This window comes from Ruegeria sp. BHSC223 (assembly GCF_059613025.1).
The window spans coordinates 16,589-40,526 of record NZ_JBXWRR010000012.1 but is presented as its reverse complement, the minus strand read 5'-3'; the positions used below and the strand labels follow the sequence as shown (position 1 = coordinate 40,526).

Below are 23,938 nucleotides of genomic sequence, written 5' to 3'. Positions count from 1 at the left end.
TCAACGCTCCTTCAGTTTGACGGATTCATTGTACCAGTTCATCACCGCCGAAATGGACAGCGAGATGGTCAGGTACACCAGCATCAAGAGCAGGATCGTCTCCAGCTCGCGCCCGGTCTGGTTCATGGTGATCCCGCCCAGCGTGCCGGTGATATCCATGTACCCCACGGCGATCGCCAGCGACGAGTTCTTGGTGAGGTTGAGATAGTTCGAGATCAGAGGCGGAATGATCACCCGCAGCGCCTGCGGCAGGATCACCAGCGACATGATCTTGTTCGAGCGCAGGCCCAGGGCCGAGGCGGCCTCGGTCTGACCCTTGGAGATGGCCAGGATACCGGCGCGCACGATCTCGGCGATGAAGGCGGCGGTATAAAGTGACAGCGCCAGCCAGAGCGCGATCAGCGAGTTCCGCAGATGGGTACCGCCCTGGAAGTTAAAGCCCTTGAGCTCGGGATAGCCAAAATGGAAGCCCAGCAGCACCAGCACCAGCCCGGTCGGGATCACCACCACGGCCAGACGCTGCCACCAGGTCACCGGACGGTCGCCGGTCTGTTCCTGGATGCGGTCCGCCCGCTTGCGCAGGAAGTTCGCCACCCACAGGCCGCCGCCGAGCACGATCAGGATCAGCATCAGATCAAGGCTGATATCAAACCGCAGGCTGCTTTCGCCGAACAGGTGGATATTGCCCAGACTGTTGGAAAACAGCGCTTCGGGGACATAGACGCCGCGATTGGTCACGGCCACGCTGTCGCCAAGCATCATGCTGGCAGTGGCATTGTCGCCCCGGAACGCCCGTGGCGCCGGCAGGGTCTCGATCAGGATCGCCATGATGAACACGATCCACAGCAGGACCGGAACGTTGCGGAACCCTTCGACATAAAACGTCATCAGCCGCGCGACGATCCAGTTGTTGGACAGGCGCAGCACACCGATGATCACACCCAGTATCGTGGCTGTGATACAGCCCAATACCGCCACGACCAGCGTGTTAAGCAGACCGATGAAGGCCGCCCGCAGGTGCGTGTCGCGCGAGGAATAATCCAACAGCCGCTGGTTGATGTCATAGCTGGCCGGTTCGCTGAAAAATCCGAAATCAATGGGCTTGCCCAAGGCGGCCAGGTTTTGCGCGGTATTGCTTATGAGCCATGCTGCCATCAGCATGAAGCATATCATCGCAATGACCTGGATGGTGGCCGACCGGTACCGCGTGTCATAAAGGAGCATGGACAGCCGGAACTGCTCCTTCGGCGGGTCAGTGAGAGTCGTCATGACCTATGTATATCCCCGTGAGGTCCTGGCTTGTCTCTCTCCGGCGAGGTTTCTCCCCCGCTCCCACCAGCCAGGCACTTTGTATTAATGGATGCAAAAAGGGCGCAGGTTGCCCTGCGCCCCTTCGCTGTTTTGTTAACGGAACGGCGGCGAGTACAGCAGGCCGCCGTCGGTCCACTGTGCGTTCAGGCCGCGTGCCAGACCGATCGGGGTGCTTTCACCGATGTTCTGGGCAAACACTTCGCCATAGTTGCCGCCCACCTTGATGGCGCGCTTGGCCCACTCGGCGTCCAGACCCAGCATCTCGCCCAGGGTCCCTTCGGTGCCCAGGATACGGTTGATTTCCGGGTTGTTGGTGCCGGCCGACATTTCGTCGATATTGGCCGAGGTGATGCCCATCTCTTCAGCCGAGATCAGCGCATTCAGGGTCCAGCGGACCACATCGCCCCACTCGTGGTCGCCATGGCGAACCAGCGGGCCGAGCGGCTCTTTCGAGATGATTTCGGGCAGCAGAACATGGTCACCCGGGTTCTCGAAGGTGGCGCGGGTTGCGGCCAGACCCGAGGCGTCGGTGGTGTAGACGTCACAGGCGCCGGCCAGATACTGCTGCTGCGCTTCGGCGTTGGTTTCGATCGGAACCGGCTCATAGCTGATGTTGTTGGCGCGGAAGAAATCCGCGAGGTTCAGCTCGGTGGTGGTGCCGGTCTGGATGCAGACGGTGGCGCCATCAAGTTCCTTTGCCGAGCTGACGCCCAGCGATTTCGGAACCATGAAGCCCTGACCGTCATAGTAGTTCACGCCGACGAATTCGAACTTCAGGTCCACATCGCGCGAGAAGGTCCAGGTGGTGTTACGGGCCAGCATGTCGACTTCGCCCGATGCCAGCGCGGTGAAACGGGTCTTGCCGGTGGTCGGCACGAATTCAACCGCGTTGCCGTCGCCCAGCACGGCCGCAGCAACGGCACGGCACAGGGCCACGTCAAAACCTTTCCACTCCCCATTCGAATCCGGTGCTGCAAAGCCAACAAGACCGGTGGTCACACCGCAGTTCAGCTTGCCGCGCGCCTTGACGTCGTCCATGGTGCCCGCCGCAGCAACGCCAGCGGCCATCCCGGCGACCGTGAGAGCGCCCAAAAATACGGATTTCTTCATTTTTACCTCTTCCTGATTTTCCACCCCTGTCCCGGGGCGGTTCGACCGGCACACGTTGGCGCCGGAGCGGATCGCGAAGGGGTTAACCCTTCGATGGGCAGGAGTTTGGGCGCAATATCCGACAAAGGTCAAGGCTTCTATGTCGCTTTCCGCCCCATATCCGTTGAGGTTTTCGTCAGTCTGACGGAATCAGTCTCATGTCGAGATATCGAAGACCGCCTTGGCATGCAGAAAGGCCACGCGTTTCAGCGCGGCCAACGCGCGCGCTTCTTCATCGGGACCCCATTGTTCCTCTTGCCAGGTCTCGTCGAGGCGTGAAATCTGCCAGATTTCGTCAGCTTCGCGCCAATTCAGCGCCGCAGCAAAGCCAAGCACCAGCGAACCGGACAGGCTGACCAGATCGTGAAAGGCCGCCAGCTGAAACGGGTTCAGTGCATGCACCCGTCGCGTCAGTGTATCGAGCGCACCCGAGGGTTGTGGCTGGTGCATGACTCCCTCAATCGGCAACAGCCGCGCGCCCAGGGTTTCCGCGGCCCAATCCAGCACCGGGTCCCAGGAAAGCGCCTGTCGTTCCGTCAATTCGGCAGGGCTATCCGCCCGATAACACAACAGATCCGAATCGCCATAGGCCGCCAGCATGTCGGCCACTTCGCCATGCTGAATGCGCACCTTGTCGATGGCAGCGTTGGCAGTGCGGGTATAGGGCATGCTGGTCGGATCGACCTCTTTCTCCTGAGCGTCCCATTCCGCGGCAATCGCCTCGGCCAACGCCCGTGTCGGCAGCAGCAGCGGCTCCTTGGCCGGGGTGCGCACCAGGCGACCATCCAGTTCCACCGTATAGCCCTCGGCCATTTCTGCCACGGCCGCCTGTTTCCAGAAGCGTTTCGGTTTCCAGTCGCTCATATCTTTCACATCCAGATCTGTGTCAGTGCCCGGGGCAACTGCGTAAAGTCGTCGATGATACAGCTGGCCCGGTCCAGCGCATGGGGCGGGTGATAGCCCCAGCTGACGCCGATCCCCGCGACCCCGGCCGCGGCGGCCATCTCCATGTCATACGAGGTATCGCCAATCATCACAGCGCGCCCCGGCGCCGTCCCGGTTTCGGCCAACGCGGTCTCGATCATCGACGGATGCGGTTTCGAGGGGTGGTGATCGGCCACCTGCCGGGTGACAAAGACCCTCTCCAGCCCATGCGCCTCGATCAGGGCATCGAGGCCGCGCTTGGATTTTCCCGTCGCCACGCCCAGCAGGTAATGTGGGACGGCATGCAGCTGCTCCAGCATCTCGCGTGCGCCGGGATAGAGCGGAGAATTCGCCTCACCCAGCGCCAGCCGGGTGGCGTGATAGGATTGCTTGTAGGCCTCGACCAGCCGCGCCTGATCGGTCTCGCTCTGCCCCGGTGCCAGCCGCGCCATCGCCTGCGGCAGGGACAGGCCAACAATAGACAGGATATCCGCCCGCGCGGGCACCGGCAGCGACAAAGCGTCGAATGCGGCGGTCATCGACCCGACGATGGACGCCTGACTGTCGACCAGCGTCCCGTCCACATCGAAGAGGATCAGGTGCAGCGGCTGGATCACATCAGCTCCTCGAACGGATCCTCCGCTGCCAGATCCTCGGTCCAACCGAACGTGTCCCAGCTCTCGCGCATGTGATCTGGCAAGGGCGCGGTAAAACTGACCTGCTTGCGGGTCGAGGGGTGCTCGAAGCTCAGCCGCCGCGCATGCAGGTGCAGTTTCTTGCTGATGATACCGCCCAGTTGCGCGCCCCATCCATCGCCCAGGTTCTCTTGCCCTGAGCCGCCATATTTGCCGTCACCGATGATCGGATGCCCGATCCCGGCCATATGTGCGCGCAGCTGGTGGGTGCGGCCGGTGACCGGCTCCATCGCCACCCAGGACGCCCGCCCCGCCACCCGGTAGAGCGTGGCGTAATAGGTATGGGCCCGCTTGGCGCCGGGCGTGTCGTCGATCTCGCTCAGATGCACCACGTTCATCTTCTCGCCCTCGCCCCGGGCGCCATGCCCACCGGCCTTGACCAGACCGGTCTTGATCTCGCCCAGATAGGGCGTCGGCACCCCGGCCACCAGCGCCCAGTAGATCTTGCGCGTGTTGCGGTGGCGAAAGGCGGCGGTCAGACGCGCCGCCGCCTCGCGCGTGCGCGCCAGCACCAGAACGCCCGAGGTGTCCTTGTCCAGCCGGTGCACCAGGCGCGGGTTCTCGTCATTGCCAAAGCGCAGCGCCTCGGACAGGCCATCCACATGGCGGGTCTGGCCGCTACCCCCCTGCACCGCCAGCCCGGCGGGCTTGTTCAGCACGATGATATCATCGTCGCGATACAGGACACAGGCACGGATCATCTTCGCATCGGCATCCGAGACGCGCGATTTCACCGGCTCGGGCCGTTCGCCGGGTGCGGGCAGCGGCGGGATACGGACCTGCTGACCTACCTCGAGCCGGGTCGCGGGTTTGGCCCGCGCCCCGTCGACGCGCAACTCGCCCTTACGACACATTTTCTCGATGCGCCCCTGCCCCACATGCGGGAACATCCGGCGGAACCAGCGGTCAAGCCGCTGGTCGCCGTCCCCCTCACCCACGGTGATCATCTGTACGCCGCTCATGCCAGCAACCCGTGCGCGGGGCGGTTTCCGGCCCGCCGCACCCCTCGTTGAAGATCGAAAGAAAACATCGCCGTCTCTCACCCGCACGCGCCCGAGAGTCAAGGGACCAAGGGCAGTCCGCGGGCGCGGGCGGGTGGGTGGGGCGGCCGCGGACTGCCCGCCCTATCCCTGTTCGCGCTGCGCCCGCAGGCGTGCAAAATAATCGAGCCGCTTTTTCAACTCGCGCTCAAAGCCGCGTTCGACCGGCTGATAAAGCTGCGGGCGCTCCATCCCGTCGGGAAAGTAATTCTGGCCGGAAAACCCGTCCTCCGCGTCGTGGTCATAGGCATAGCCCGCGCCATAGCCCTGATCCTTCATCAACCCGGTGGGCGCGTTGAGGATATGTTTGGGTGGCGGTGCCGAGCCCGATTGCTTGGCCAGCCGCATCGCCGCCTTGTAGCCCACATAGGCCCCGTTCGATTTCGGGGCCAGCGCCAGATAGACAATCGCCTGCGCCAGCGCCAGTTCTCCCTCGGGGCTGCCCAGTCGCTCGTAAACCTCCCAGGCATGCAGGCAGATCGACTGCGCCTGTGGGTCGGCCAGGCCGATATCCTCGACCGCCATCCGGGTGATCCGACGCGCCAGGTAACGCGGGTCCTCACCCCCGGTCAGCATCCGCGCCAGCCAGTAAAGGGCCGCGTCCGGGTCCGAGCCGCGCACCGATTTGTGCAGCGCCGAGATCAGGTTGTAATGCTCATCCCCGCTCTTGTCGTATTTGGTGGCCCGCCGCATCAGCCGGGCCGCCAGAGCTTCGCGGTCGAGTGGCGCCGCCACTTTCCACGCCGCCACCTGTTCGATCAGGTTGAGCAGCGCGCGCCCGTCGCCATCTGCCATCTCCTGAAGCGCCAACCGCGCGTCGGGCGTCAGTGGCAATTCGCGGCCCAGTTCGCGCTCGGCCCGCGCGGTCAGATGTTCCAGATCCTCGGCGCTCAGCCTCTCCAGCACCAGCACCTGGGCCCGACTCAAGAGCGCGGCGTTCAGCTCGAACGAGGGGTTTTCGGTCGTGGCCCCCACCAGCAGGATGGTGCCATCCTCCATATGGGGCAGGAACCCGTCCTGCTGCGCCTTGTTGAAGCGGTGGATCTCGTCGACGAACAACAGCGTGCCCTGCCCGTTGCCCCGCCGGATGCGCGCGGCCTCGAACACTTTCTTCAGATCGGGCACCCCGGTGAAGATCGCGCTGATCTGCACGAAATGCAGATCGGTCTCTTGCGCCAGCAGGCGGGCGATGGTGGTCTTGCCCACCCCCGGCGGCCCCCAGAACACGAGGCTCGACAACGAACCCGAGGCCAGCATGACACCCAGCGGCGCCTCAGGCCCCAGCACCTGCTGCTGCCCGATCACCTCGGCCAGGTTCTGTGGGCGCAGCCGGTCGGCCAGCGGCCGGGGCGGCTCACGCTCGGGCGAAGGCTTGGCGCCGGTATCGAACAGGTCCGCCATCGCTCAGAGCCGGAACCGCAGCGAGACCCATTGGCCCCGCCGTTGCAGGTCGATCTGCACCCGGCGCCCGGTCTCGGTCAGCGCCCGCTCCACATCGCGCGGGGTTTCAACCGCGTCGCCATTGATCGCGCCCAGCACATCACCCGGTCGCAACCCCGCCCGCGCGCCATAGGGGCCGGGGTCAAGCACCACGACCCCACGCGCCGATAGCGGCAGGCCCAGACGCGCGATCACCGCCGGGTTCAGCCGGGCCACGGTCAGGCCGGGCAGTGCGGTACGATCCGTCAGCGTGGTTTCCTGCGCGGGGGGCGTATCGGGCGCCTCGATCAGGGCCACCGTCAAGGTTTCACGCTGTCCCTGCCGCAGCCGGGTCATCCGCGCCTCGCCACCGATCCCGGCCACCGACATTCGGAATTTCATCTCGGCCGGAGAGTTGACCGCCTGTCCATCTACCTCGGTCACCACATCGCCCACGGCAAAGCCCGCCCGCGCCAGCGGGCTGTCGGGATGCAGGTCCGAGATCACCACCCCCTCGGGCAGGCCCAGCCCCAGCGAGTCGGCAATGTCGGCGGTCATCGGCTGCCCCGCGATACCGGCCCAGGGCTGGGCAAAACTGCTGTTGCCCTGCCGGGCCTGACGCAGGAATTCGGCCACCAGATTGGCGGGGATGGCAAAGCCGATCCCGTTCGAGCCGCCCGACCGGCTGAGGATCGAGGTATTGATGCCGATCAGATCGCCATTCACGTCGATCAGCGCCCCGCCCGAATTGCCCGGATTGATCGGCGCATCGGTCTGGATGAAATAGCCTCGCCCGTTGCCGGTGGCCGCCCCGGAACGTGCCAGCCCCGAGACGATGCCGCTGCTGACGGTCTGGCCCACGCCAAACGGGTTGCCAATGGCCAGCGCCAGTTCGCCCACCTCGACATGGTCGCTGTCGCGCAGCGCCAGGGACGGCAGATCACGCGCCTGGTCCAGGCGCAGGATGGCAATATCGCTCTCCTCGTCGCCCAGCACCACCTGCGCCGTGAACTCGCGCCGGTCGGTGGTGACCACCCGGATTTCCGAGGCCATGCCGACCACGTGGTAATTGGACACGACATAGCCATCATCCGACAGGATCACGCCCGATCCCAGCGAGTTCTGAACCCGCGGCTGCGGCGTCCCAAATCCGCGAAAGAAATCGCGAAAGAAGGGGTCGTCAAAGATCGGGCTTTGCCGCCCGGCGGTGATGATGCGGGCATAGATGTTGACCACGGCGGGGGCTGCTTTCTTGACCACCGGGGCAAAGCCCAACCCGATCTCGGCCTGCGAGGTCGGCACCCGGGTTTCCGCCTGAACCGGCGCGGCCAGGACAAGCGGCAGACAAAGCAGGATGGCGCGGATCATGGGACCTCCATTTGCAGTCCCCTGCGATATGCGGGGCATGGGCCACAAATGCAAGCCGCGCGCTCAGCCCCGGCGGCGCAGGAATTTCAGCCCGGACCAGTCCGCATCAATGGCGCAGACCTTTACATCGACCCAGCCCAGCGGCAGCACTTCGGCGCGCAGCAGGTCCTCGGTGATGCCCGCATGTTGGGGCGAGGATTTCTTGGCCCAGGACAGCCACAACATGCCGCCTAGCCGCAAATGGGCGATCTCGGTCGCGACGGCCTCGGCCACCGGTTCGGGACCGTGCAGGAAAAGATGCGCCGCATCGGCATCGCGGGCGCCGGGGTCAAAGACGATATCCACCGCCTCGGCCATCAGGTCGGCGTAGTGGGGTGGCGCGTTGACGGCGCGGACGATCCAGCCGGGCTTGAACCCCAGCTTGGCCACCAGCGGTCGACCCGAATAACCCGCAGCAACAGAGTTGGTCATGCTTTCACGGTAGAAGCGCAGTCAAGCCGGGGCAACACACGCCGGAAACGAAAAACCCCGCCCGGTGGACCGGGCGGGGCGCAATCGGGACATGTCCCGGAAAGCTTATTCTTCGGCGGCTGCCTCTTCTTCGGCCAGGCGCGCCTTGTCGGCGGCACCCTTGGCATCGACGTCACGATCGACGAATTCGATGATCGCCATCGGCGCCATGTCGCCATAACGGAAGCCGGCCTTCAGGATGCGGACATAACCGCCCTGACGATCCTTGTAACGCTCTGCCAGAACGTCGAACAGCTTGGCGACGTCCTTGTCCTCTTTCAGCTGCGCTGCGGCCTGACGGCGCGCGTGCAGGTCACCGCGCTTGCCCAGCGTGATCAGCTTTTCGACGATCGGGCGCAGTTCCTTGGCCTTGGGCAGGGTGGTCTTGATCTGTTCGTGCTCGATCAGCGAGCCGGCCATGTTCGAAAACAAGGCTTTGCGGTGTTCGTGGGTGCGGTTGAGGCGGCGGTAACCACGTGCGTGACGCATTTTCTATCTCCTAACTTGCGTTTTGCTTTGTCCGACCGGCGATGCGTGTCACCGGCTCTCCTTGGGGCATTGGCCCTGATATTCCCCGGCAGGTCCGGGCATTGGCAGGGCGGGCTGTTCGCCCGCCCCTTGTTCTCAGAACGCGTCTTCGAACTTCTTGGCCAGATCCTCGATGTTGTCCGGCGGCCAGTCCTCGACATCCATGCCCAGGTGCAGGCCCATGCCCGACAGCACTTCCTTGATCTCGTTCAGCGACTTGCGACCGAAGTTCGGGGTGCGCAGCATCTCGGCTTCGGTCTTCTGGATCAGGTCGCCGATATAGACGATGTTGTCGTTCTTGAGGCAGTTGGCCGAACGCACCGACAGTTCCAGCTCGTCCACTTTCTTGAGCAGAAGCGGGTTGAACTCCAGACCGTCATCGTCGTCCTGGCGGCCAGCCGATTCCGGCTCGTCGAAGTTGACGAAGATCGACAGCTGGTCCTGAAGGATACGCGCGGCATAGGCCACGGCATCGTCCGGCGAGATCGAACCGTCGGTTTCGATCTTCATGGTCAGCTTGTCATAATCCAGCACCTGGCCCTCGCGGGTGGGCTGCACGTCATAGGCGACCTTCTTGACCGGCGAATAGATCGCGTCGATCGGAATCAGGCCGATGGGCGCGTCTTCGGGGCGGTTCTTGTCGGCCGAGACATAGCCCTTGCCGGTATTCACGGTCAGTTCCATGAACAGGTCGGCACCATCGTCCAGGTGACAGATCACGTGGTCGCGGTTCAGGATCTCGATACCGGCGCTTTCGCTGATGTCACCGGCGGTGACGACAGCCGGGCCCTTGGCATTGATCGACAGGCGCTTGGGCCCTTCGACATCCATGCGCAGCGAGACCTGCTTGAGGTTCAGGATGATGTCGGTGACGTCTTCGCGCACACCGGCGACGCTCGAAAACTCGTGCAGGACGTTGTCGATCTGCACGCTGGTGATGGCCGCGCCTTGCAGCGAGCTCATCAGGATGCGGCGCAGCGCGTTGCCCAGCGTCAGACCGAAACCGCGTTCCAGCGGTTCGGCGATCACGGTCGCCTGGCGTGCCGGATCGTTGCCCGGCTTGACCTCAAGCTGGGTCGGCTTGATCAGTTCTGCCCAGTTCTTGTGGATCATGTAATCCCTCCATTCCTGTTCGCACCCCATGTCCAGCAAGGTGCAAACGCCCGAGGTTTCAAACGGCGTGCTGGGGCCGTGTACCAGACACGGCCCCAGCGTAATTCCTGGGTCGCTTAGACGCGGCGGCGCTTCGGCGGGCGGCAGCCATTGTGGGCGATCGGGGTCACGTCGCGGATCGACGTGATGTTGAAGCCCACGGCAGCCAGAGCGCGCAGAGCCGATTCACGGCCCGAACCGGGGCCCTGAACTTCGACTTCCAGCGTCTTGACGCCATGATCCTGCGCCTTCTTGCCGGCATCTTCGGCAGCCAGCTGAGCGGCGTAGGGGGTCGATTTCCGCGATCCCTTGAAGCCCATCGTGCCAGCCGACGACCACGAGATGGCGTTGCCTTGCACGTCCGAGATCAGGATCTTGGTGTTGTTGAACGTCGAGTTCACATGGGCCACGCCCGATGCGATATTCTTGCGTTCTTTTTTCTTCGTGGTGCGGGTCTTATCGCGTGCCATATCTCAACGCCCCCTTATTTCTTCTTGCCGGCAATGGCCTTTGCGGGGCCTTTGCGGGTACGAGCGTTGGTGTGGGTCCGCTGACCGCGAACCGGCAGGTTGCGGCGGTGACGCAGACCGCGATAGCAGCCCAGGTCCATCAGGCGCTTGATGTTCATCTGAACTTCACGACGCAGGTCGCCTTCGACGCTGTAGTTGGCGTCGATATGCTCGCGGATGGCCAGAACCTCGGCATCGCTCAGCTCGTTCACACGACGGGTCGCGTCGATGCCGACAGCTTCGCAAATGGCTTTCGCCGTGGTGTTGCCGATACCGGTGATATAGGTGAGGGCGATGGGTACCCGTTTGGCAGTCGGGATGTTTACGCCGGCAATACGTGCCACGTGTCACTTTCCTTTTCGTTGCGGTTCCGTAGCGCCAGAACCTTTTTTCACAACGCTTGACCATGGCAGTGTCGCCAGAGGGTCCAGCATTTCATGAGGTGGTCTTGAGGATGAACGAATCCATCCACAGGAATCGATTCCCGTCAGGGATGGGCGTGGGTAGAGGCTTTTGCCAAGATCGTCAAGGCCTGCCCTCAACCGGATGGAGACAAAGCCAGATTTTCATTCAGGAAAGATGAGATCACCGCCTTCAGTTCCTCGTGCAGGACACCCCGATCCCGCATGCCGGCATCCGAACAGATGTTCTCTTCGCCCATCAGCCCGATGACGATCGCACCCAGTGTGCTGCATTCGGAGAGAAAGCTGAAATGCCAGGCGCCCGGCGTTTCCACAAGGCGCGCTTGCCGTATCTGGCGTGCCACGGCATCGACGCGGGTCGCGGGGGGAACCTCTTCACCCTGCCCCAGCGAGACCAGCAGGATCGGCAGATCGACCGCGGCCAGGCTCTCGCCCGTCATCGCCTGCGGCAATGCCGGGTCGACCGCCACCGTGACCTTGATCCTCGGGTCGCGATAATCGGCCTCATACGCGGCCTGGTCGATGGCGGTGAAATCGACACCAGCCGCTTGCATCCAGCCGCAATCGAGCTTTCCAGCGTGGCGGTCGCAATAGTCGATAAAGGCCGTCTTGGACACCCGGACCCCGGCAACGCTGAGGGCCGAGAAGCCGCCCAGCGAGAACCCGACCGAGGCAACCCGATCCATGTCGGGTTCCAACCCTAGCGGCGGGTTGCTCTTCAGATGGTCGAGAATGGCGTGCAGATCATGCACGCGCTCCCAGATATGCGGTGTACGGTGCGGATCGCTGTCGCGCGACATGGTACCGGGATGGTTGGGCGCCACCACGATCATTCCCTGGCGCGCCAGTTCCGTCGCCAGCCAGCTGTGATTGTTGGCGTTGCCGCCCGACCCGTGCGAGAAGACGACCACCGGATGCGCGCCAGGCGCTGGCTTTGCATCCCGGGTCACATATTGTCCGTAGAACAGGGCGTTCTGCCCCACCAGTTCGGCCGCTCCGCCCTGCTCGGCAGGATACCAGACATGCAGCGACACGGGGACATCGCGATGCCCGACCGACAGGGTGGTTTCGTGATAAGCCGCCAACTGGTCGGGAACAGGGCGCTTGCCTGTGGCCAGCAATGTGGCAGCAAGCGCGAGTCCGGCCAGAAGCCCGGCCAGAATCGCCAATCCAATAAGAATGCGTTTCATGCGTCAAATCCTTGTCGACCGACCGCATGGCATTCCAGCCTTACGATGTCAGCCCAGTATCGCCTCGATCGAGGCGGTCACTTCCTTGATATCGGCCAAACCGTTCACCGGGCGCAAATCGCCCTTGGCATAGTAATAGCCGATCAAGGGTGACGTTTTTTTGTAATATTCCATCAGCCGGGTGCGCAGGCTGTCCTCGTTGTCGTCGGCGCGGCGGTTGAACTCTGTGCTGCCGCAATTGCTGCACTTGCCATCGGCCGGGATGGGTTTGGTGATGTCGTTATAGACCTCGCCACAGCCGCCACAGGTCGAGCGGGCGGTGATGCGGCTGACCAACGCCGCGTCATCGACGCGCATCTCGATCACGGTATGCAGCGACTGGCCGTGCTTGGCCAGCAACGCGGCCAGCGCGTCGGCCTGGGCCAGGGTGCGGGGGAACCCGTCGAAGATGAAACCGGCACCTTTCTTGGTGGTCAGCTGTTCCTCGATCAGGCCAATGACGATCTCGTCGGTGACCAGCTTGCCCGCATCCATGATGGCAGCGACCTTCTGGCCCATTTCGGTGCCAGACGTGCGCGCCTCGCGCAGCATGTCACCGGTCGACAGCTGGATCATGCCACGTGTTTCGACCAGATGCCGCGCCTGGGTGCCTTTGCCCGCACCCGGGGGTCCCAACAGAATAATGTTCATCGACGCGCCGGTCCCTTCCTGTTCGTGCGCTTGCGATTCTTGCCGCGAAGCTGCGATTTTTCGATCAGACCTTCGTACTGGTGCGCCAGCAGGTGGCTCTGGACCTGTTGGATCGTGTCCATGGTCACCGAGACGATGATCAGCACCGAGGTGCCGCCGAAATAGAACGGCACGTTGAACTGGCCGCGCATGATCTCGGGCAGCAGGCAGACGGCGGCCAGATAGGCCGAGCCCAGCACCAGCACGCGGTTGACCACATATTCCAGATATTCGGCGGTCTTCTTGCCCGGTCGGATGCCTGGGACAAAGCCGTTCTGGTTCTTCAGGTTTTGCGCCACGTCATCGGGTTTGAACGAGACGTTGAAGGTGTAGAAATAGGCAAAGAACACGATCATCGACACGAAGAACAGCAGATAGAGCGGCTGTCCGGGGCCGAAATTTGCCAGAAGCCAGGACATCACCGGCCCGTTGGCCGCGCCCGAGGAGAAGGTCGAGATGGTCACCGGCAAGAGCAGCAGCGAGCTTGCGAAGATCGCGGGGATCACGCCTGCGGGGTTGACCTTGACCGGCAGGTGGCTGGAGCCGCCGTCATAGACCTTCATGCCCACCTGACGGCGGGGATACTGGATGTGGATCTTGCGCAGGGCGCGTTCCATGAACACGACGAATGTGATGACCGCGATCACCATCAGGATGATGGCGATGATCACGGCGGGGCTGATGGCGCCCGAGCGGCCGGAGGCAAAGAACTGTGCCAGCGCGGCGGGGACCTCGGCGATGATGCCGACGAAGATGATCAGCGAAACGCCGTTGCCGATGCCGCGCGCGGTGATCTGTTCGCCCAGCCACATCAGGAACATGGTGCCACCCACAAGGGTAATCATGGTGGCAAAGCGGAAATAGAGCCCCGGATCGGTGGCCAGGTCACCCGATTCCAGCGAGACCGCAAGGCCATAGGCCTGCACGGTGGCCAGGGCCACGGTGCCCAGGCGGGTATATTGGTTGATCTTCTTGCGGCCCTGCTCGCCCTCTTTCTTGAGTTGCTCAAGCGAGGGCACCATGGCCGTCAGCAGCTGAATGATGATCGAGGCCGAGATATAGGGCATGATACCCAGGGCAAAGATGCCCATCCGCCCCAGCGCGCCACCGGTGAACATCGACACCATGCCGCCGATGCCCTGCCCCGCCTGTTCCATGAACTCGCGCAGCGCCACACCGTCGATGCCCGGCACGGGAATGAACGTGCCCAGACGATAAACGATAAGAAGCCCCAGCGTGAACAGGATCCGATTGCGCAGGTCCGTGGCCTTGCCCAGGGCGGACCAGCTGGTGTTGGCCGCCATTTGTTCTGCTGCTGATACCATGTTGTATCGGTCTCTCTGATGCAAACGCCGCCCGGAACCGTTTTCCGGCTCGGGCGGCGTTTTGGAAAACTTGGGTGTCTATGTAAGCGGGTCGGCGCCCGCTCACAAGCCGTTACTCTGCCGCAGCAGCGTTTGTGACCTTCAGCGAGCCGCCCGCCTTTTCGACAGCCTCGACAGCCGATTTCGACGCGCCGGTGACTTCGATGTTCAGCTTGGCGTTGAAATCGCCCTTGGCCAGCACGCGAATGCCGTCCAGCTTGCGGCGAACCAGGCCGGATGCGACCAGCGCGTCCTCGGTGATGGCGGCGGCGCCGTCCAGCTTGCCGGCCTCGACGAATTTCTGGATCAGGCCCAGGTTGACGACGGCGAATGCCTTGCGGTTGGGCTTGTTGAAGCCACGCTTGGGCAGACGCTGATAGAGCGGCATCTGGCCGCCTTCATAGCCATTGATGGCCACACCCGAACGGGATTTCTGACCCTTGATACCACGGCCACCCATCTTGCCCTTGCCCGAGCCGGGGCCACGGCCGATGCGCATCCGTTTCTTGGCTGCGCCCGGATTGTCGCTGAGTTCATGCAGTTTCATATCGCTTCTCCTTCGCCGGATGTGACCCACGAAGCGTGACGGGCCAACCTCGGCATTTCTTGCTTGTTGATTCTCGCGGCCTTGCGGCCACCGGGGGCGTATAGACGCTGAAAGCCTGTCATGCAAGCGCCCCGAAATGCAAAACGCCCCCGGATCTCCGAGGGCGGTGCAGCAGTCCGTCAGATGGGCCGATCAGGCGCCATAGACGTGAAAGCGGGCGATATCCTCGATATCGCAACGGCGGATGCCGATATCTGCCAGTTCCCGGTTCGACAGGCGGTCCAGCTCGTTGAACGTACGCTTGTAGGCGGCGTTCCGGGCCCAGGTGGCGCGGGTCGATTTCAGGGCGGACAGGACGCGGGTCACCACAGAGGGGGCGCGGTCGGCGGTCACGGTTGCATATGCCATTTTCTCTTACCTCATACGGATGCAGCAGGGTCCTTCCCCACTGCCTGTTTTTCGGGCATTCCGAACATGGCTGGCAGATAGTGCTGCGCCGCAGCATCAGCAAGAGGTGCTTTGGTCTAGCCGCCATGCAGCGGCGGCATGGCTTGGCTCAGCCAACCGGCGGATTGTGCCAATTGCCGGGCCGAAACGGCCGCGTCAGGGCGCGGGCCACCAGTTCCAGCCGGTCCTGGCCATAGAATGGGTCGCCATCGACCACATAGGTGGGTGATCCGAACAGCGCGCGGTCGATCGCCTCTTGCGTATTGACGGCCTGCTCGTCGATTGCCGGGGCGGATCGGGCCGCCGCCATCAACGGCTCGACCGGCAGTCCCAGCCGCGCCAGCAACTCGCTCAACAGTCGGGGATCGGCGATATCCGCATCGTCGCGCCAATGCGCCTGGAGTATCGCAAAGGACAGCGCGTTCACATCCAATCCGTCCCGCTGCGCGGCGATGATCAAACCGTTGGGCAGATCGAGCGGGTTGTCATGATAAGTCGGGCGGTGGTCGATCACCGGCAGCCCACGCCATTCGGCCCAGCGTTCGATTTCACGGCCAAAGAAATAGTCGACATGCGCCTGGCTGCGCGCGGCGAAGGACAGGCCGCCCGCCGCCTCGACCACCGGGCTGAGCAGGATGGGGCGATGCACCAGCTCTGTACCGGGATGAGCGGCGCAGATGCGATACAGCTCCTGCGCGCCGAGATAGGCATAGGCGGAATGGGCGGAGTAGAAATAGTCGATGCGTGCCATGAGGCGCAGGGTATGCGGCAAAGAGCGGCGGCGCATCCCGCGCCATGTCCGCACACGCGAAATTGATCCGCGCGGCGCAAACGAAAACGCCCCCGGCGAACCGGGGGCGTTTAAACTTCCATCGAGAGGGGCTTAGCCGCGCTCTTCGACGATCTCGACCAGATGCGGGATCTTGCGGATCATGCCGCGGACCGAGGGGGTATCCTCCAGCTCGCGGGTCTTGTGCATCTTGTTCAGGCCCAGACCAACCAGGGTTGCGCGCTGGTCGGCGGGGCGGCGGATCGGAGAGCCGATCTGCTTGACGACGATGGTTTTTGCCATGGGTGCGTCTCCTTAGGCTTCAGCGGCTTCAGCAGCCGGTGCTTCGTCCCGCTTGGGCAGGATGTCGGCGACCTTCTTGCCGCGGCGCTGTGCGACCGAACGCGGGCTCTGCTCTTTTTTCAGGCCGTCGATGGTGGCGCGGATCATGTTGTAAGGGTTCGCGCTGCCCAGCGACTTGGACACGACGTCCTTGACGCCCAGCATTTCGAACACGGCACGCATCGGACCACCGGCGATGATACCGGTACCTTCGGGCGCGGCGCGCATGACGACCTTACCGGCGCCGTGACGGCCTTCGATGTCGTGATGCAGGGTGCGGCCTTCGCGCAGCTGCACGCGGATCATCTGGCGCTTGGCCTGCTCGGTTGCCTTGCGGATGGCCTCGGGCACTTCTTTCGCCTTGCCCTTGCCAAAGCCGACGCGGCCTTTCTGATCGCCCACGACCACCAGAGCGGCGAAGCCGAAGCGCTTACCGCCCTTGACGGTTTTCGACACGCGGTTGATCGCGACCAGACGGTCGGCGAATTCGGGGGCTGCTTCCTCGCGGTCGCGACGGTTGCCCCGGCGGTTTTCACGTTCTGCCATGCGGCATTCCTCTTTCTCTGTTGGCGCCTGGGCGCCGTTGTCTCCGATCCCTGGTGGCCACGCGGGCGCGGCCCCGGATCATCGGGGGGGCGGCAGGCGCCCCCCTCAGGTCTTAGATCTTCAGACCGCCTTCACGCGCGGCGTCGGCCAGAGCCTTCACCTTGCCGTGGAACAGAAAGCCGCCACGATCGAAATAGGCCTCTTCGATGCCAGCCTTCTTGGCACGCTCGGCGATTGCCGCACCCACCTTCTTGGCCGCTTCGACGTTGTTCTTGCCAACAACGCCAAGGTCCTTTTCCATGGTCGAGGCTGCCGCCAGGGTCACGCCGCGAACGTCGTCGATCAGCTGGGCGCTGATGTTCTTGTTCGAGCGGTGCACGCTGAGGCGCAGACGCCCGGCGTTGACCTTGCGAAGCTTGTTCCGAACGCGCAGGCGGCGTTTCAGAAACAGGGTACGTTTGCTGTTTGCCATTGTTCGCGTCCTTACTTCTTCTTGCCGTCTTTGCGGAAGATGAACTCGCCCTTGTAGCGGATACCCTTGCCTTTGTACGGCTCGGGCGAACGCCACTCGCGGATTTTCGCAGCCACTTCACCAACCTGTTGCTGGTCGATGCCTTCGACAACGATCTCGGTCTGCTTCGGGGTGCTCACAGTGACGCCCGCCGGAACGGCGAAGTCGACATCGTGGCTGTAGCCGAGGTTCAGCTTGAGCGTGTTGCCCTGTGCGTTGGCGCGGTAACCCACACCGGTGATCTCCAGCTCTTTCTTGAAGCCTTCGGTCACGCCGGCGACGAGGTTGGCCACCATGGTGCGCGACATGCCCCACTGCTGGCGCGCCCGCTTGGACATGCCACGGGGGGTGACGCTCACCACATTGCCGTCGACGGTGATGGTCACGTCGTCGGTGGCGGTGAAGCTGCGGGCGCCCTTGGGGCCCTTCACTTCGATGGTCTGGCCCGACACAGAGGCGGAAACGCCACTGGGCAGCTCGACCGGTTTCTTACCAATACGAGACATTTGCAGACCTCCTTAGAAGACGGTGCAGAGCACTTCGCCGCCAACATTGTTGGAGCGAGCGTTTGCGTCCGACATCACACCTTTCGGAGTGCTGACAATCGACACGCCCAGGCCCTGACGGACCGAGGGGATGTCCTTGACGCCCATGTAAACGCGACGACCGGGTTTCGACACCCGCTTCAGTTCGCGAATGACGGGTTCGCCTTCGTAGTATTTCAGCTCGATGTTCAGCGTCGGGTGGCCATTGGCATCCGTCGACTTCTCATAGCCGCGGATATAGCCTTCGTCCGCCAGCACATCCAGAACCCAGGCGCGCAGTTTCGAGCCGGGGGTGCTGACCGTGGTCTTGCCGCGCAGCTGAGCGTTGCGGATACGGGTGAGCATATCGCCGATAGGATCGTTCATATCACTCTCTCCTTACCAGCTCGATTTCACCATGCCGGGGATCTGACCAGCAGACCCCAACTCGCGCAGCATGATCCGGCTGACCTTGAGCTTACGATAGTAAGCGTGCGGACGGCCGGTAAGCTGGCAGCGGTTGTGAAGACGGGTTGCCGAGCTGTTGCGCGGCAGTTTCGCCAGTTGCAGACGCGCCTTGAAGCGCTCTTCCATCGGGCGGCTCTCGTCGTTTGCGATTTCTTTCAGCTCGGCGCGCTTTGCGGCATATTGTGCCACCAGGCGCTCGCGCTTCTTCTCGCGTTCGATCATGCTTTTCTTAGCCATGTCTAATCCTCGCGCGCTTAGGCGTTGAAGGGCATGTTGAAATGCTTCAACAGGCTCTTGGCTTCGGCGTCGGTTTTCGCAGTGGTGGCGATGATGATGTCCATGCCCCAGACTTCGTCGACCTTGTCGAAGTCGATTTCCGGGAACACGATGTGCTCCTTGATCCCCATGGCAAAGTTGCCACGGCCATCGAACGACGGCTTCACACCACGGAAGTCGCGGATGCGGGGCATCGCGATGGTGATCAGACGATCGAGGAATTCATACATACGCTCGCCGCGCAGCGTAACCTTGGCACCCATCGGCATGTCTTCGCGAACGCGGAAACCGGCGATCGACTTCTTGGCCGTGGTGGTGATGGCTTTTTGGCCGGCAATCTTGCTCAGATCTTCCTGAGCCGATTTGGCCTTCTTGCTGTCTTTCACCGCCTCGGCGCCGCAGCCGATGTTCAGAACGATCTTGTCCAGCTTGGGGATCATCATGTCGTTCTTGTAGCCGAACTCTTCTTTCAGAGCGGCCCGGATGGTTTCTGCGTACTGTGCTTTCAGACGCGGGGTATAGTTTGCAGCATCAAGCATCGATCACGTCCCCCGTGGTCTTGGCAAAACGGACCTTCTTGTCACCTTCCATGCGGAAGCCGACGCGGGTTGCCTTGCCGTTCTTGTCCAGCAGCGCCAGGTTGCTGAGGTCGATCGGCAGTGCCTTGGGCAGGCGGCCACCTTGCGAGGTCTGGGTCTGGCGGGTGTGACGGATGGCGATGTTCACGCCGTCGACAACAGCTTTGCCGGCTTTCGGGTCAACCGAGGAAATGGTCCCCTCTTTGCCCTTGTCCTTGCCGGCCAGCACGACGACCTTGTCGCCTTTGCGGAGTTTTGCGGCCATGATTACAGCACCTCCGGAGCCAGCGAGATGATTTTCATGAAGTTCTTCGCGCGCAGTTCACGAACAACCGGGCCAAAGATACGGGTACCGACCGGCTCGTTGTTGTTGTTCAGGATGACGGCGGCGTTGCGATCGAAACGGATCGCGGTGCCGTCTTCGCGACGGACTTCTTTGGCGGTGCGCACGACGACGGCCTTGCGGACGTCACCTTTCTTCACGCGGCCGCGCGGGATGGCTTCCTTCACCGAGACGACAATGATGTCGCCGACGGAGGCGTATTTACGCTTGGAACCACCCAGAACCTTGATGCACTGAACCCGGCGAGCGCCGGAGTTGTCAGCAACATCCAGATTGGTTTGCATCTGGATCATGTGGTTTCTCCCGACCTTTGGGGCGCCGATGCGTGGCGGTATCCCCAGGGTTTCGACTGTGCCAAGAGGCCTAGTCGCCAGGAGCCTGAAGGATCAGGCTCTTAGGCTTCCAGAACTTCCCAGCGTTTCGTTTTCGATTTCGGCGCGCATTCGATGATGCGGACGGTATCGCCGACCTTGAAAGCGTTCTTTTCATCGTGAGCCCGGTATTTCTTGGACTTACGGATGGTTTTCTTCAGAACCGGATGGGTGAAGCGACGCTCCACCAGGACGGTCACGGTCTGTGCGTTGGCGTCGCTGGTCACGGTGCCTTGCAGAATACGTTTGGGCATCTCTCAGGCTCCTCAGTTCGCAGCTTCAGCGGCTTTTTCGTTCAACACGGTCTGCACACGGGCAACGTCGCGGCGGACGGTGCGGATGCGGGCCGTGCTTTCGAGCTGACCGGTGGCCTGCTGGAAGCGCAGGTTGAACGCCTCCTTCTTCAGGTTGACCAGATCTTCCCGGAGCTGATCCGGGGTCTTGTTACGCAGTTCCTGGGCGTTCATCGCCTTTTCCTTTGCTCAAAACACCAGAGGGCCCCGTGGCCGGGTCACCCTTGACCTGGTGGATGAATGACAAACAAGCGAATCCCCCGCTGGCGCGGGGGAACGCAAGATGCCGCTCTATAGGAGAGTTGCCATGGGAGGGCAAGGGAAAGTTCGCCCGTACACATGACCGGCGACCCGTCGTCAGTCGATAGCGCCGCCGGCCGGTCGCACCAAGGGTTCGGGACCGGTACTCTGATAGGCCAGCTTGGCGCGCATGTCGCGGGCAACACCCGCCTCGACGGCCGCCATGGCCGCCGGGTTGCTCTCGCGCAGGCGGTCGAGCTTGGGCCGCTCGATCCGCCAGACCCACCCTTCGTTCTGCATCACCGCCGTCGCCACCGCCAGTCCATCCCCCATCAGGGACATCTCGCCGATGAAATGGCCCTCGCCCACCAGCCGCAGCAGCCGACCTTGTCGTTCAATCCGAACCACGCCCGACGCCACATAGGTCAGGAACTCGGGTCGCTGCCCTTCATGTGTCAGCACCGTCTCGGATGGCAGCGTTTCCCAGCGCCCCATATCCAGCAACCGGCGGGTACGCCCCGGCGAAAGCCCGCTCAGCAGGGTTTCGCGAAACCGGTCCTCCTCAGGGGTGAACCGCGCGCGCCGGTCGTTGCGCCACAGCAGGGCAAGCTCGGCAACGTTCACCACAACCAACAGGCTCTGCCAGAACACGCCCACCGGGTTTTGCAGCCAGAAATGATCGAACGCGATGCCCGCCAATGCCGAGGCGATCACGAACAGCCGCAGCCACAGCATGTGGCGCATCAGCATCGACAGCACGAGCAGCAGATAGGACAGATGCCCCGCCCAGCCTTCGATGATGAACCCCAGATCCATGCGCGCGATGTCCGCTAGTCCCGCCGGTGTTTCTCCGGCCTCCTTTCAGCGATAGCGGTCCCCTCGGTTGCATTCAAGCACGGCGCGGGGGCCTAACGGTTGGCGGTCGCGCGTTTCAACACCTCAAGCATCTGGGCGACCTGTTCCGGGGTCAGCCGGCCATGCCCCACCAGGAACGTCGCGATATCCCGATCCGTATAGCGGCCGGTCAGCACCCCCTCGCGCAGAATCAGACTTTGGCGCGCCAGATCGCGGGCCGAAACATGACACGCCCGGCATTTCTGCCGGAACAGCTGCCCCGAGGCACGGATCATGTCGAAATGGGCAAGCAGGATCGCAGCCTCCTGCGGGGTCAGGCCTCCATGGCCCGCCTTCAGCATGGCCGCGACGGAGCGTCCCGACCGTTGCCCCCTCAACCCCTCTTGCGTCAGCGCCAGATCCTGCAAGACGAAATCGCCTGCATGCGGCAGATGGCACCCGGCGCAGCGTTCCTCGTACAGACGATGCGGATCGACCGATTGCGCCCGCGCGGGCGCAGCCAGAAACAGGGCAAGAAGGGCAGTCAAAAGGGGCAGAGAGATACGCGGCATGGCACATTCGCGACCAAAGACAAGCGCTGCCGCTGGCGCGTCACGCCGGAGCAGCGCGCCCAATTTAGAGCAACGCGCGAATGATCCCCATGACTTCGGTCAAATCCGGTGCTGCCGGCGCCAGGATCACTCCCACCGATAGTTGAAGCTGACCGAGATGCGTTCCTCTTCAGCCATGTTCATCGGAACCTCGTGGCGCAGCCAGCTTTCCCAGAGCAGCACATCGCCCACATCGGGTTTCATATAGATAAAGGGCTGCAATTCGCGCCGGGCGGTCTTGGTGCGCGTCGGCGCCGCCATCATCCGGCCCGAACGGGGGTCTTCCAGCTTCAGCGCGCTGGCACCGTCGGGCATGGCGACATAGGTGGTTCCGGAAATCACTGAATGCGGATGCAGGTGGCTGGAATGCATGCCGCCCTGCGGCAGGATGTTGATCCAGAGATCCTCGAGCACCAGTTTGCGCCCGTCCAGATCGAACTCCAGATCGGCTGCGAAAGCCGCGACATGGGCGTCGAGCGATGTGACCAGATCGGCAAAGATCGGAAAGCGCCAGGGCAGATCGGTGAGCGAGGCATAGGAGGTATAGCCGGGATAGCCGTTTTCCTCGCACCACTCCTGCCCGGCCTCGTCATCCTCGGCGATGGAATAGCAGGACGCCTCCATCTCGTCCGGGTCGATGGCGGGGCCATGTTCGGACAGGCGGGCGCGATAGAGGCGGGTGACAAAGAGGGATTCGATCTGGGACATGGCGGAGTCATAGACCAACCCGGGAACACGCGCGAGAGCCAGTCGCCGCGACAGCAATATTCGATGTCAAACGGCCCGAGCCAGACCCTCGACCCCGGCGTACATGCTTAGTCTGAGCCATCTTCCGATCGTCTTTTCCAGTCGTTTGTCTCCTGACATGAAAAACCTTCCGCTGTCGATCTCGCGACCGTAAGACATCCGGCCAAGATAGATGCCGGTCATCACGGACACACCCGTCTCGATGAACAAATCCACCTCAAAGCCGGGATCCGCAGCACATAGTTCCACCGGAACACCCGGACGAACGACCAGCCAATAGGTCGACGCAGGGGAGGTTGCGTCCGAAAAGTTGAAACGGACAACTGTCCGGCCCGGCGGCAGCGCATCGACCACGATCCGGTTTCGAAGGGTCCACATCAGGACATCCGCATCACGGTCTTCGAGCGCCACATCGACAGATACATTGCGCTGCGCCCATCGCGCGAGACCTTCGAGGATCGGATCCAGTTCGACGGCCTTCTCGGTACGGATATAGTCAATCACACCGCTGGCTGGGTCATCGATCCGTTCGACAAGCCCATTCTGCTGCATCTCTTTCAGGCGTTTGGCCAGCAGAGTCGGCGAGATTCCGGGTAGGCCGCGTTTGATATCGTTGAAACGGGTCGAACCGGTGGAGAGTTCTCCGAGGATCTGAATGGTCCAACGGGGATTGAGGACTTCGCAAGCCTTGGAAGTCGGGCAAAAGAGACCAAACGGTTTGGTCGTCATCTCGTACCTCCATCTTATGGTCTGTCGGATATGTGACAGTCTATCCGGGCCCGGGATATCGCTCCAGTACAGAAGCTGTACCGGTTCTGGTTCACTTCCTACACTGCCCCGCGCCATGATTGAGGTGGCACCCTGTCGTCAGATGAACCCCGAACAAGGACTACGACAGATGATCTCCCTCGCACATGCCGCAACCGAGCAGACCCGCCTTCATAATGCCCTTTCCGTAAATCGGTTACTTTTGATCGCCCAAGGGCTATTGCTCCGCTGGCATGCGATGGCCACTTTGTCCCTGCTATCGGACCGCGGATTGCGCGACATCGGGCTGACACGCGACGATGTCATGTCGGTTGCACGAGATACCAGCGGAGTTGACCAGATTGAGCAGACGCGGCTTCGCCAGTCCAGAAACTGGTAGAATGCACAGCAATGAACAAAAAGCGCCCGTCGGG

General features: G+C 62.7%; 34 protein-coding genes. 1 reads left to right on the top strand and 33 read right to left on the bottom strand.

The genetic code is table 11. The features are described from left to right. The 33 genes from AC2FNY_RS16115 to AC2FNY_RS15955 all read right to left on the bottom strand — a co-directional run bounded on the left by AC2FNY_RS16115 (position 1) and on the right by AC2FNY_RS15955 (position 23,486). A complete protein-coding gene (locus AC2FNY_RS16115) occupies positions 1 to 1,269 on the bottom strand; it encodes an amino acid ABC transporter permease (protein ID WP_496803081.1) in 1,269 nt (422 codons plus the stop codon). Between the two features lie 135 nt (positions 1,270 to 1,404). Further along, complete coding sequence (locus AC2FNY_RS16110) at positions 1,405 to 2,421, bottom strand: amino acid ABC transporter substrate-binding protein (RefSeq protein ID WP_234167386.1); 1,017 nt, start codon at positions 2,419 to 2,421, stop codon at positions 1,405 to 1,407. A 195-nt stretch (positions 2,422 to 2,616) separates the two neighbouring features. Further along, complete coding sequence (locus tag AC2FNY_RS16105; protein WP_496803080.1) at positions 2,617 to 3,324, bottom strand: ATP12 family chaperone protein; 708 nt, start codon at positions 3,322 to 3,324, stop codon at positions 2,617 to 2,619. A gap of 5 nt (positions 3,325 to 3,329) precedes the next feature. Then, positions 3,330 to 4,001 carry an HAD-IA family hydrolase gene (locus AC2FNY_RS16100; RefSeq protein WP_496803079.1) on the bottom strand — a complete coding sequence of 224 codons (672 nt, stop codon included), beginning with the start codon at positions 3,999 to 4,001 and terminating at the stop codon, positions 3,330 to 3,332. Next, complete coding sequence (locus tag AC2FNY_RS16095) at positions 3,998 to 5,041, bottom strand: RluA family pseudouridine synthase (RefSeq protein WP_234140538.1); 1,044 nt, start codon at positions 5,039 to 5,041, stop codon at positions 3,998 to 4,000. The genes AC2FNY_RS16100 and AC2FNY_RS16095 overlap by 4 nt, the downstream gene beginning before the upstream one ends. Before the next feature lie 162 nt (positions 5,042 to 5,203). Next, entirely contained in the window at positions 5,204 to 6,520 is a 1,317-nt protein-coding gene (locus AC2FNY_RS16090) for a replication-associated recombination protein A (protein ID WP_496803078.1), read from the bottom strand. 3 nt (positions 6,521 to 6,523) lie between these two features. Next, positions 6,524 to 7,906: a trypsin-like peptidase domain-containing protein gene (locus tag AC2FNY_RS16085; RefSeq protein ID WP_496803077.1), complete on the bottom strand. Its 1,383-nt coding sequence runs from the start codon at positions 7,904 to 7,906 to the stop codon at positions 6,524 to 6,526. A 63-nt stretch (positions 7,907 to 7,969) separates the two neighbouring features. Continuing rightward, positions 7,970 to 8,377 carry a hypothetical protein gene (locus AC2FNY_RS16080; protein ID WP_496803076.1) on the bottom strand — a complete coding sequence of 136 codons (408 nt, stop codon included), beginning with the start codon at positions 8,375 to 8,377 and terminating at the stop codon, positions 7,970 to 7,972. 105 nt (positions 8,378 to 8,482) lie between these two features. Further along, positions 8,483 to 8,905 carry a 50S ribosomal protein L17 gene (rplQ, locus tag AC2FNY_RS16075; protein ID WP_234171941.1) on the bottom strand — a complete coding sequence of 141 codons (423 nt, stop codon included), beginning with the start codon at positions 8,903 to 8,905 and terminating at the stop codon, positions 8,483 to 8,485. Between the two features lie 135 nt (positions 8,906 to 9,040). Then, complete coding sequence (locus tag AC2FNY_RS16070) at positions 9,041 to 10,057, bottom strand: DNA-directed RNA polymerase subunit alpha (protein ID WP_234140529.1); 1,017 nt, start codon at positions 10,055 to 10,057, stop codon at positions 9,041 to 9,043. Between the two features lie 116 nt (positions 10,058 to 10,173). Continuing rightward, on the bottom strand, positions 10,174 to 10,566 hold the full coding sequence (gene rpsK, locus AC2FNY_RS16065) for a 30S ribosomal protein S11 (RefSeq protein WP_234163766.1): 393 nt from the start codon (positions 10,564 to 10,566) through the stop codon (positions 10,174 to 10,176). Between the two features lie 14 nt (positions 10,567 to 10,580). Continuing rightward, positions 10,581 to 10,949, bottom strand: coding sequence for a 30S ribosomal protein S13 (gene rpsM, locus AC2FNY_RS16060; RefSeq protein ID WP_234140526.1), 369 nt, complete (start codon positions 10,947 to 10,949; stop codon positions 10,581 to 10,583). Between the two features lie 194 nt (positions 10,950 to 11,143). Continuing rightward, a complete protein-coding gene (locus AC2FNY_RS16055; RefSeq protein WP_496803075.1) occupies positions 11,144 to 12,217 on the bottom strand; it encodes an alpha/beta hydrolase family protein in 1,074 nt (357 codons plus the stop codon). A 48-nt stretch (positions 12,218 to 12,265) separates the two neighbouring features. Further along, a complete protein-coding gene (locus tag AC2FNY_RS16050) occupies positions 12,266 to 12,907 on the bottom strand; it encodes an adenylate kinase (protein ID WP_496803074.1) in 642 nt (213 codons plus the stop codon). After that, entirely contained in the window at positions 12,904 to 14,271 is a 1,368-nt protein-coding gene (secY, locus tag AC2FNY_RS16045; protein ID WP_496803073.1) for a preprotein translocase subunit SecY, read from the bottom strand. Before secY ends, AC2FNY_RS16050 begins: the two co-directional genes overlap by 4 nt. Positions 14,272 to 14,383: 112 nt before the next feature. After that, the gene (gene rplO / locus AC2FNY_RS16040) at positions 14,384 to 14,857 is read right to left on the bottom strand and encodes a 50S ribosomal protein L15 (RefSeq protein ID WP_234140516.1); all 474 of its coding nucleotides are present in this window, start codon (positions 14,855 to 14,857) and stop codon (positions 14,384 to 14,386) included. Between the two features lie 192 nt (positions 14,858 to 15,049). Next, positions 15,050 to 15,265 carry a DUF1127 domain-containing protein gene (locus AC2FNY_RS16035; RefSeq protein WP_234140513.1) on the bottom strand — a complete coding sequence of 72 codons (216 nt, stop codon included), beginning with the start codon at positions 15,263 to 15,265 and terminating at the stop codon, positions 15,050 to 15,052. A gap of 148 nt (positions 15,266 to 15,413) precedes the next feature. Beyond that, on the bottom strand, positions 15,414 to 16,091 hold the full coding sequence (locus AC2FNY_RS16030; protein ID WP_496803072.1) for a 2-hydroxychromene-2-carboxylate isomerase: 678 nt from the start codon (positions 16,089 to 16,091) through the stop codon (positions 15,414 to 15,416). Between the two features lie 96 nt (positions 16,092 to 16,187). Next, positions 16,188 to 16,376 (bottom strand): 50S ribosomal protein L30, encoded by a 189-nt coding sequence (gene rpmD, locus AC2FNY_RS16025; RefSeq protein ID WP_234140505.1) that lies wholly within the window; start codon positions 16,374 to 16,376, stop codon positions 16,188 to 16,190. Positions 16,377 to 16,388: 12 nt separating this feature from the next. Continuing rightward, entirely contained in the window at positions 16,389 to 16,961 is a 573-nt protein-coding gene (rpsE, locus tag AC2FNY_RS16020; RefSeq protein WP_011046261.1) for a 30S ribosomal protein S5, read from the bottom strand. 112 nt (positions 16,962 to 17,073) lie between these two features. Continuing rightward, a complete protein-coding gene (gene rplR / locus AC2FNY_RS16015; RefSeq protein ID WP_234140503.1) occupies positions 17,074 to 17,433 on the bottom strand; it encodes a 50S ribosomal protein L18 in 360 nt (119 codons plus the stop codon). Between the two features lie 11 nt (positions 17,434 to 17,444). Further along, positions 17,445 to 17,978: a 50S ribosomal protein L6 gene (gene rplF / locus AC2FNY_RS16010; protein ID WP_234142733.1), complete on the bottom strand. Its 534-nt coding sequence runs from the start codon at positions 17,976 to 17,978 to the stop codon at positions 17,445 to 17,447. A 12-nt stretch (positions 17,979 to 17,990) separates the two neighbouring features. Continuing rightward, on the bottom strand, positions 17,991 to 18,383 hold the full coding sequence (gene rpsH, locus AC2FNY_RS16005; protein ID WP_234140501.1) for a 30S ribosomal protein S8: 393 nt from the start codon (positions 18,381 to 18,383) through the stop codon (positions 17,991 to 17,993). Positions 18,384 to 18,395: 12 nt separating this feature from the next. After that, entirely contained in the window at positions 18,396 to 18,701 is a 306-nt protein-coding gene (gene rpsN, locus AC2FNY_RS16000; RefSeq protein ID WP_234140500.1) for a 30S ribosomal protein S14, read from the bottom strand. 17 nt (positions 18,702 to 18,718) lie between these two features. Further along, positions 18,719 to 19,279 (bottom strand): 50S ribosomal protein L5, encoded by a 561-nt coding sequence (gene rplE / locus AC2FNY_RS15995; protein WP_234140498.1) that lies wholly within the window; start codon positions 19,277 to 19,279, stop codon positions 18,719 to 18,721. After that, positions 19,272 to 19,583 carry a 50S ribosomal protein L24 gene (gene rplX, locus AC2FNY_RS15990; RefSeq protein WP_234140497.1) on the bottom strand — a complete coding sequence of 104 codons (312 nt, stop codon included), beginning with the start codon at positions 19,581 to 19,583 and terminating at the stop codon, positions 19,272 to 19,274. Before rplX ends, rplE begins: the two co-directional genes overlap by 8 nt. 2 nt (positions 19,584 to 19,585) lie before the next feature. Continuing rightward, a complete protein-coding gene (gene rplN / locus AC2FNY_RS15985) occupies positions 19,586 to 19,954 on the bottom strand; it encodes a 50S ribosomal protein L14 (RefSeq protein WP_005621870.1) in 369 nt (122 codons plus the stop codon). Positions 19,955 to 20,055: 101 nt separating this feature from the next. Next, positions 20,056 to 20,286: a 30S ribosomal protein S17 gene (gene rpsQ, locus AC2FNY_RS15980; protein ID WP_011046254.1), complete on the bottom strand. Its 231-nt coding sequence runs from the start codon at positions 20,284 to 20,286 to the stop codon at positions 20,056 to 20,058. 12 nt (positions 20,287 to 20,298) lie between these two features. Further along, entirely contained in the window at positions 20,299 to 20,499 is a 201-nt protein-coding gene (gene rpmC, locus AC2FNY_RS15975; RefSeq protein WP_234140496.1) for a 50S ribosomal protein L29, read from the bottom strand. A 183-nt stretch (positions 20,500 to 20,682) separates the two neighbouring features. Further along, positions 20,683 to 21,381 carry a Crp/Fnr family transcriptional regulator gene (locus AC2FNY_RS15970; protein ID WP_496803071.1) on the bottom strand — a complete coding sequence of 233 codons (699 nt, stop codon included), beginning with the start codon at positions 21,379 to 21,381 and terminating at the stop codon, positions 20,683 to 20,685. A 92-nt stretch (positions 21,382 to 21,473) separates the two neighbouring features. Next, positions 21,474 to 21,971 (bottom strand): hypothetical protein, encoded by a 498-nt coding sequence (locus tag AC2FNY_RS15965; protein WP_496803070.1) that lies wholly within the window; start codon positions 21,969 to 21,971, stop codon positions 21,474 to 21,476. Between the two features lie 126 nt (positions 21,972 to 22,097). Next, positions 22,098 to 22,718, bottom strand: coding sequence for a 2OG-Fe(II) oxygenase family protein (locus tag AC2FNY_RS15960; RefSeq protein WP_234140492.1), 621 nt, complete (start codon positions 22,716 to 22,718; stop codon positions 22,098 to 22,100). Between the two features lie 66 nt (positions 22,719 to 22,784). Further along, positions 22,785 to 23,486, bottom strand: a complete 702-nt coding sequence (locus tag AC2FNY_RS15955) for a winged helix-turn-helix transcriptional regulator (protein WP_234163769.1) — start codon at positions 23,484 to 23,486, stop codon at positions 22,785 to 22,787. Here AC2FNY_RS15955 and AC2FNY_RS15950 point away from each other — a divergent pair. Then, positions 23,413 to 23,904, top strand: coding sequence for a DUF1127 domain-containing protein (locus AC2FNY_RS15950; protein WP_496803069.1), 492 nt, complete (start codon positions 23,413 to 23,415; stop codon positions 23,902 to 23,904). The two genes, AC2FNY_RS15955 and AC2FNY_RS15950, sit on opposite strands and share 74 nt — an antisense overlap. Positions 23,905 to 23,938: the final 34 nt, after the last annotated feature.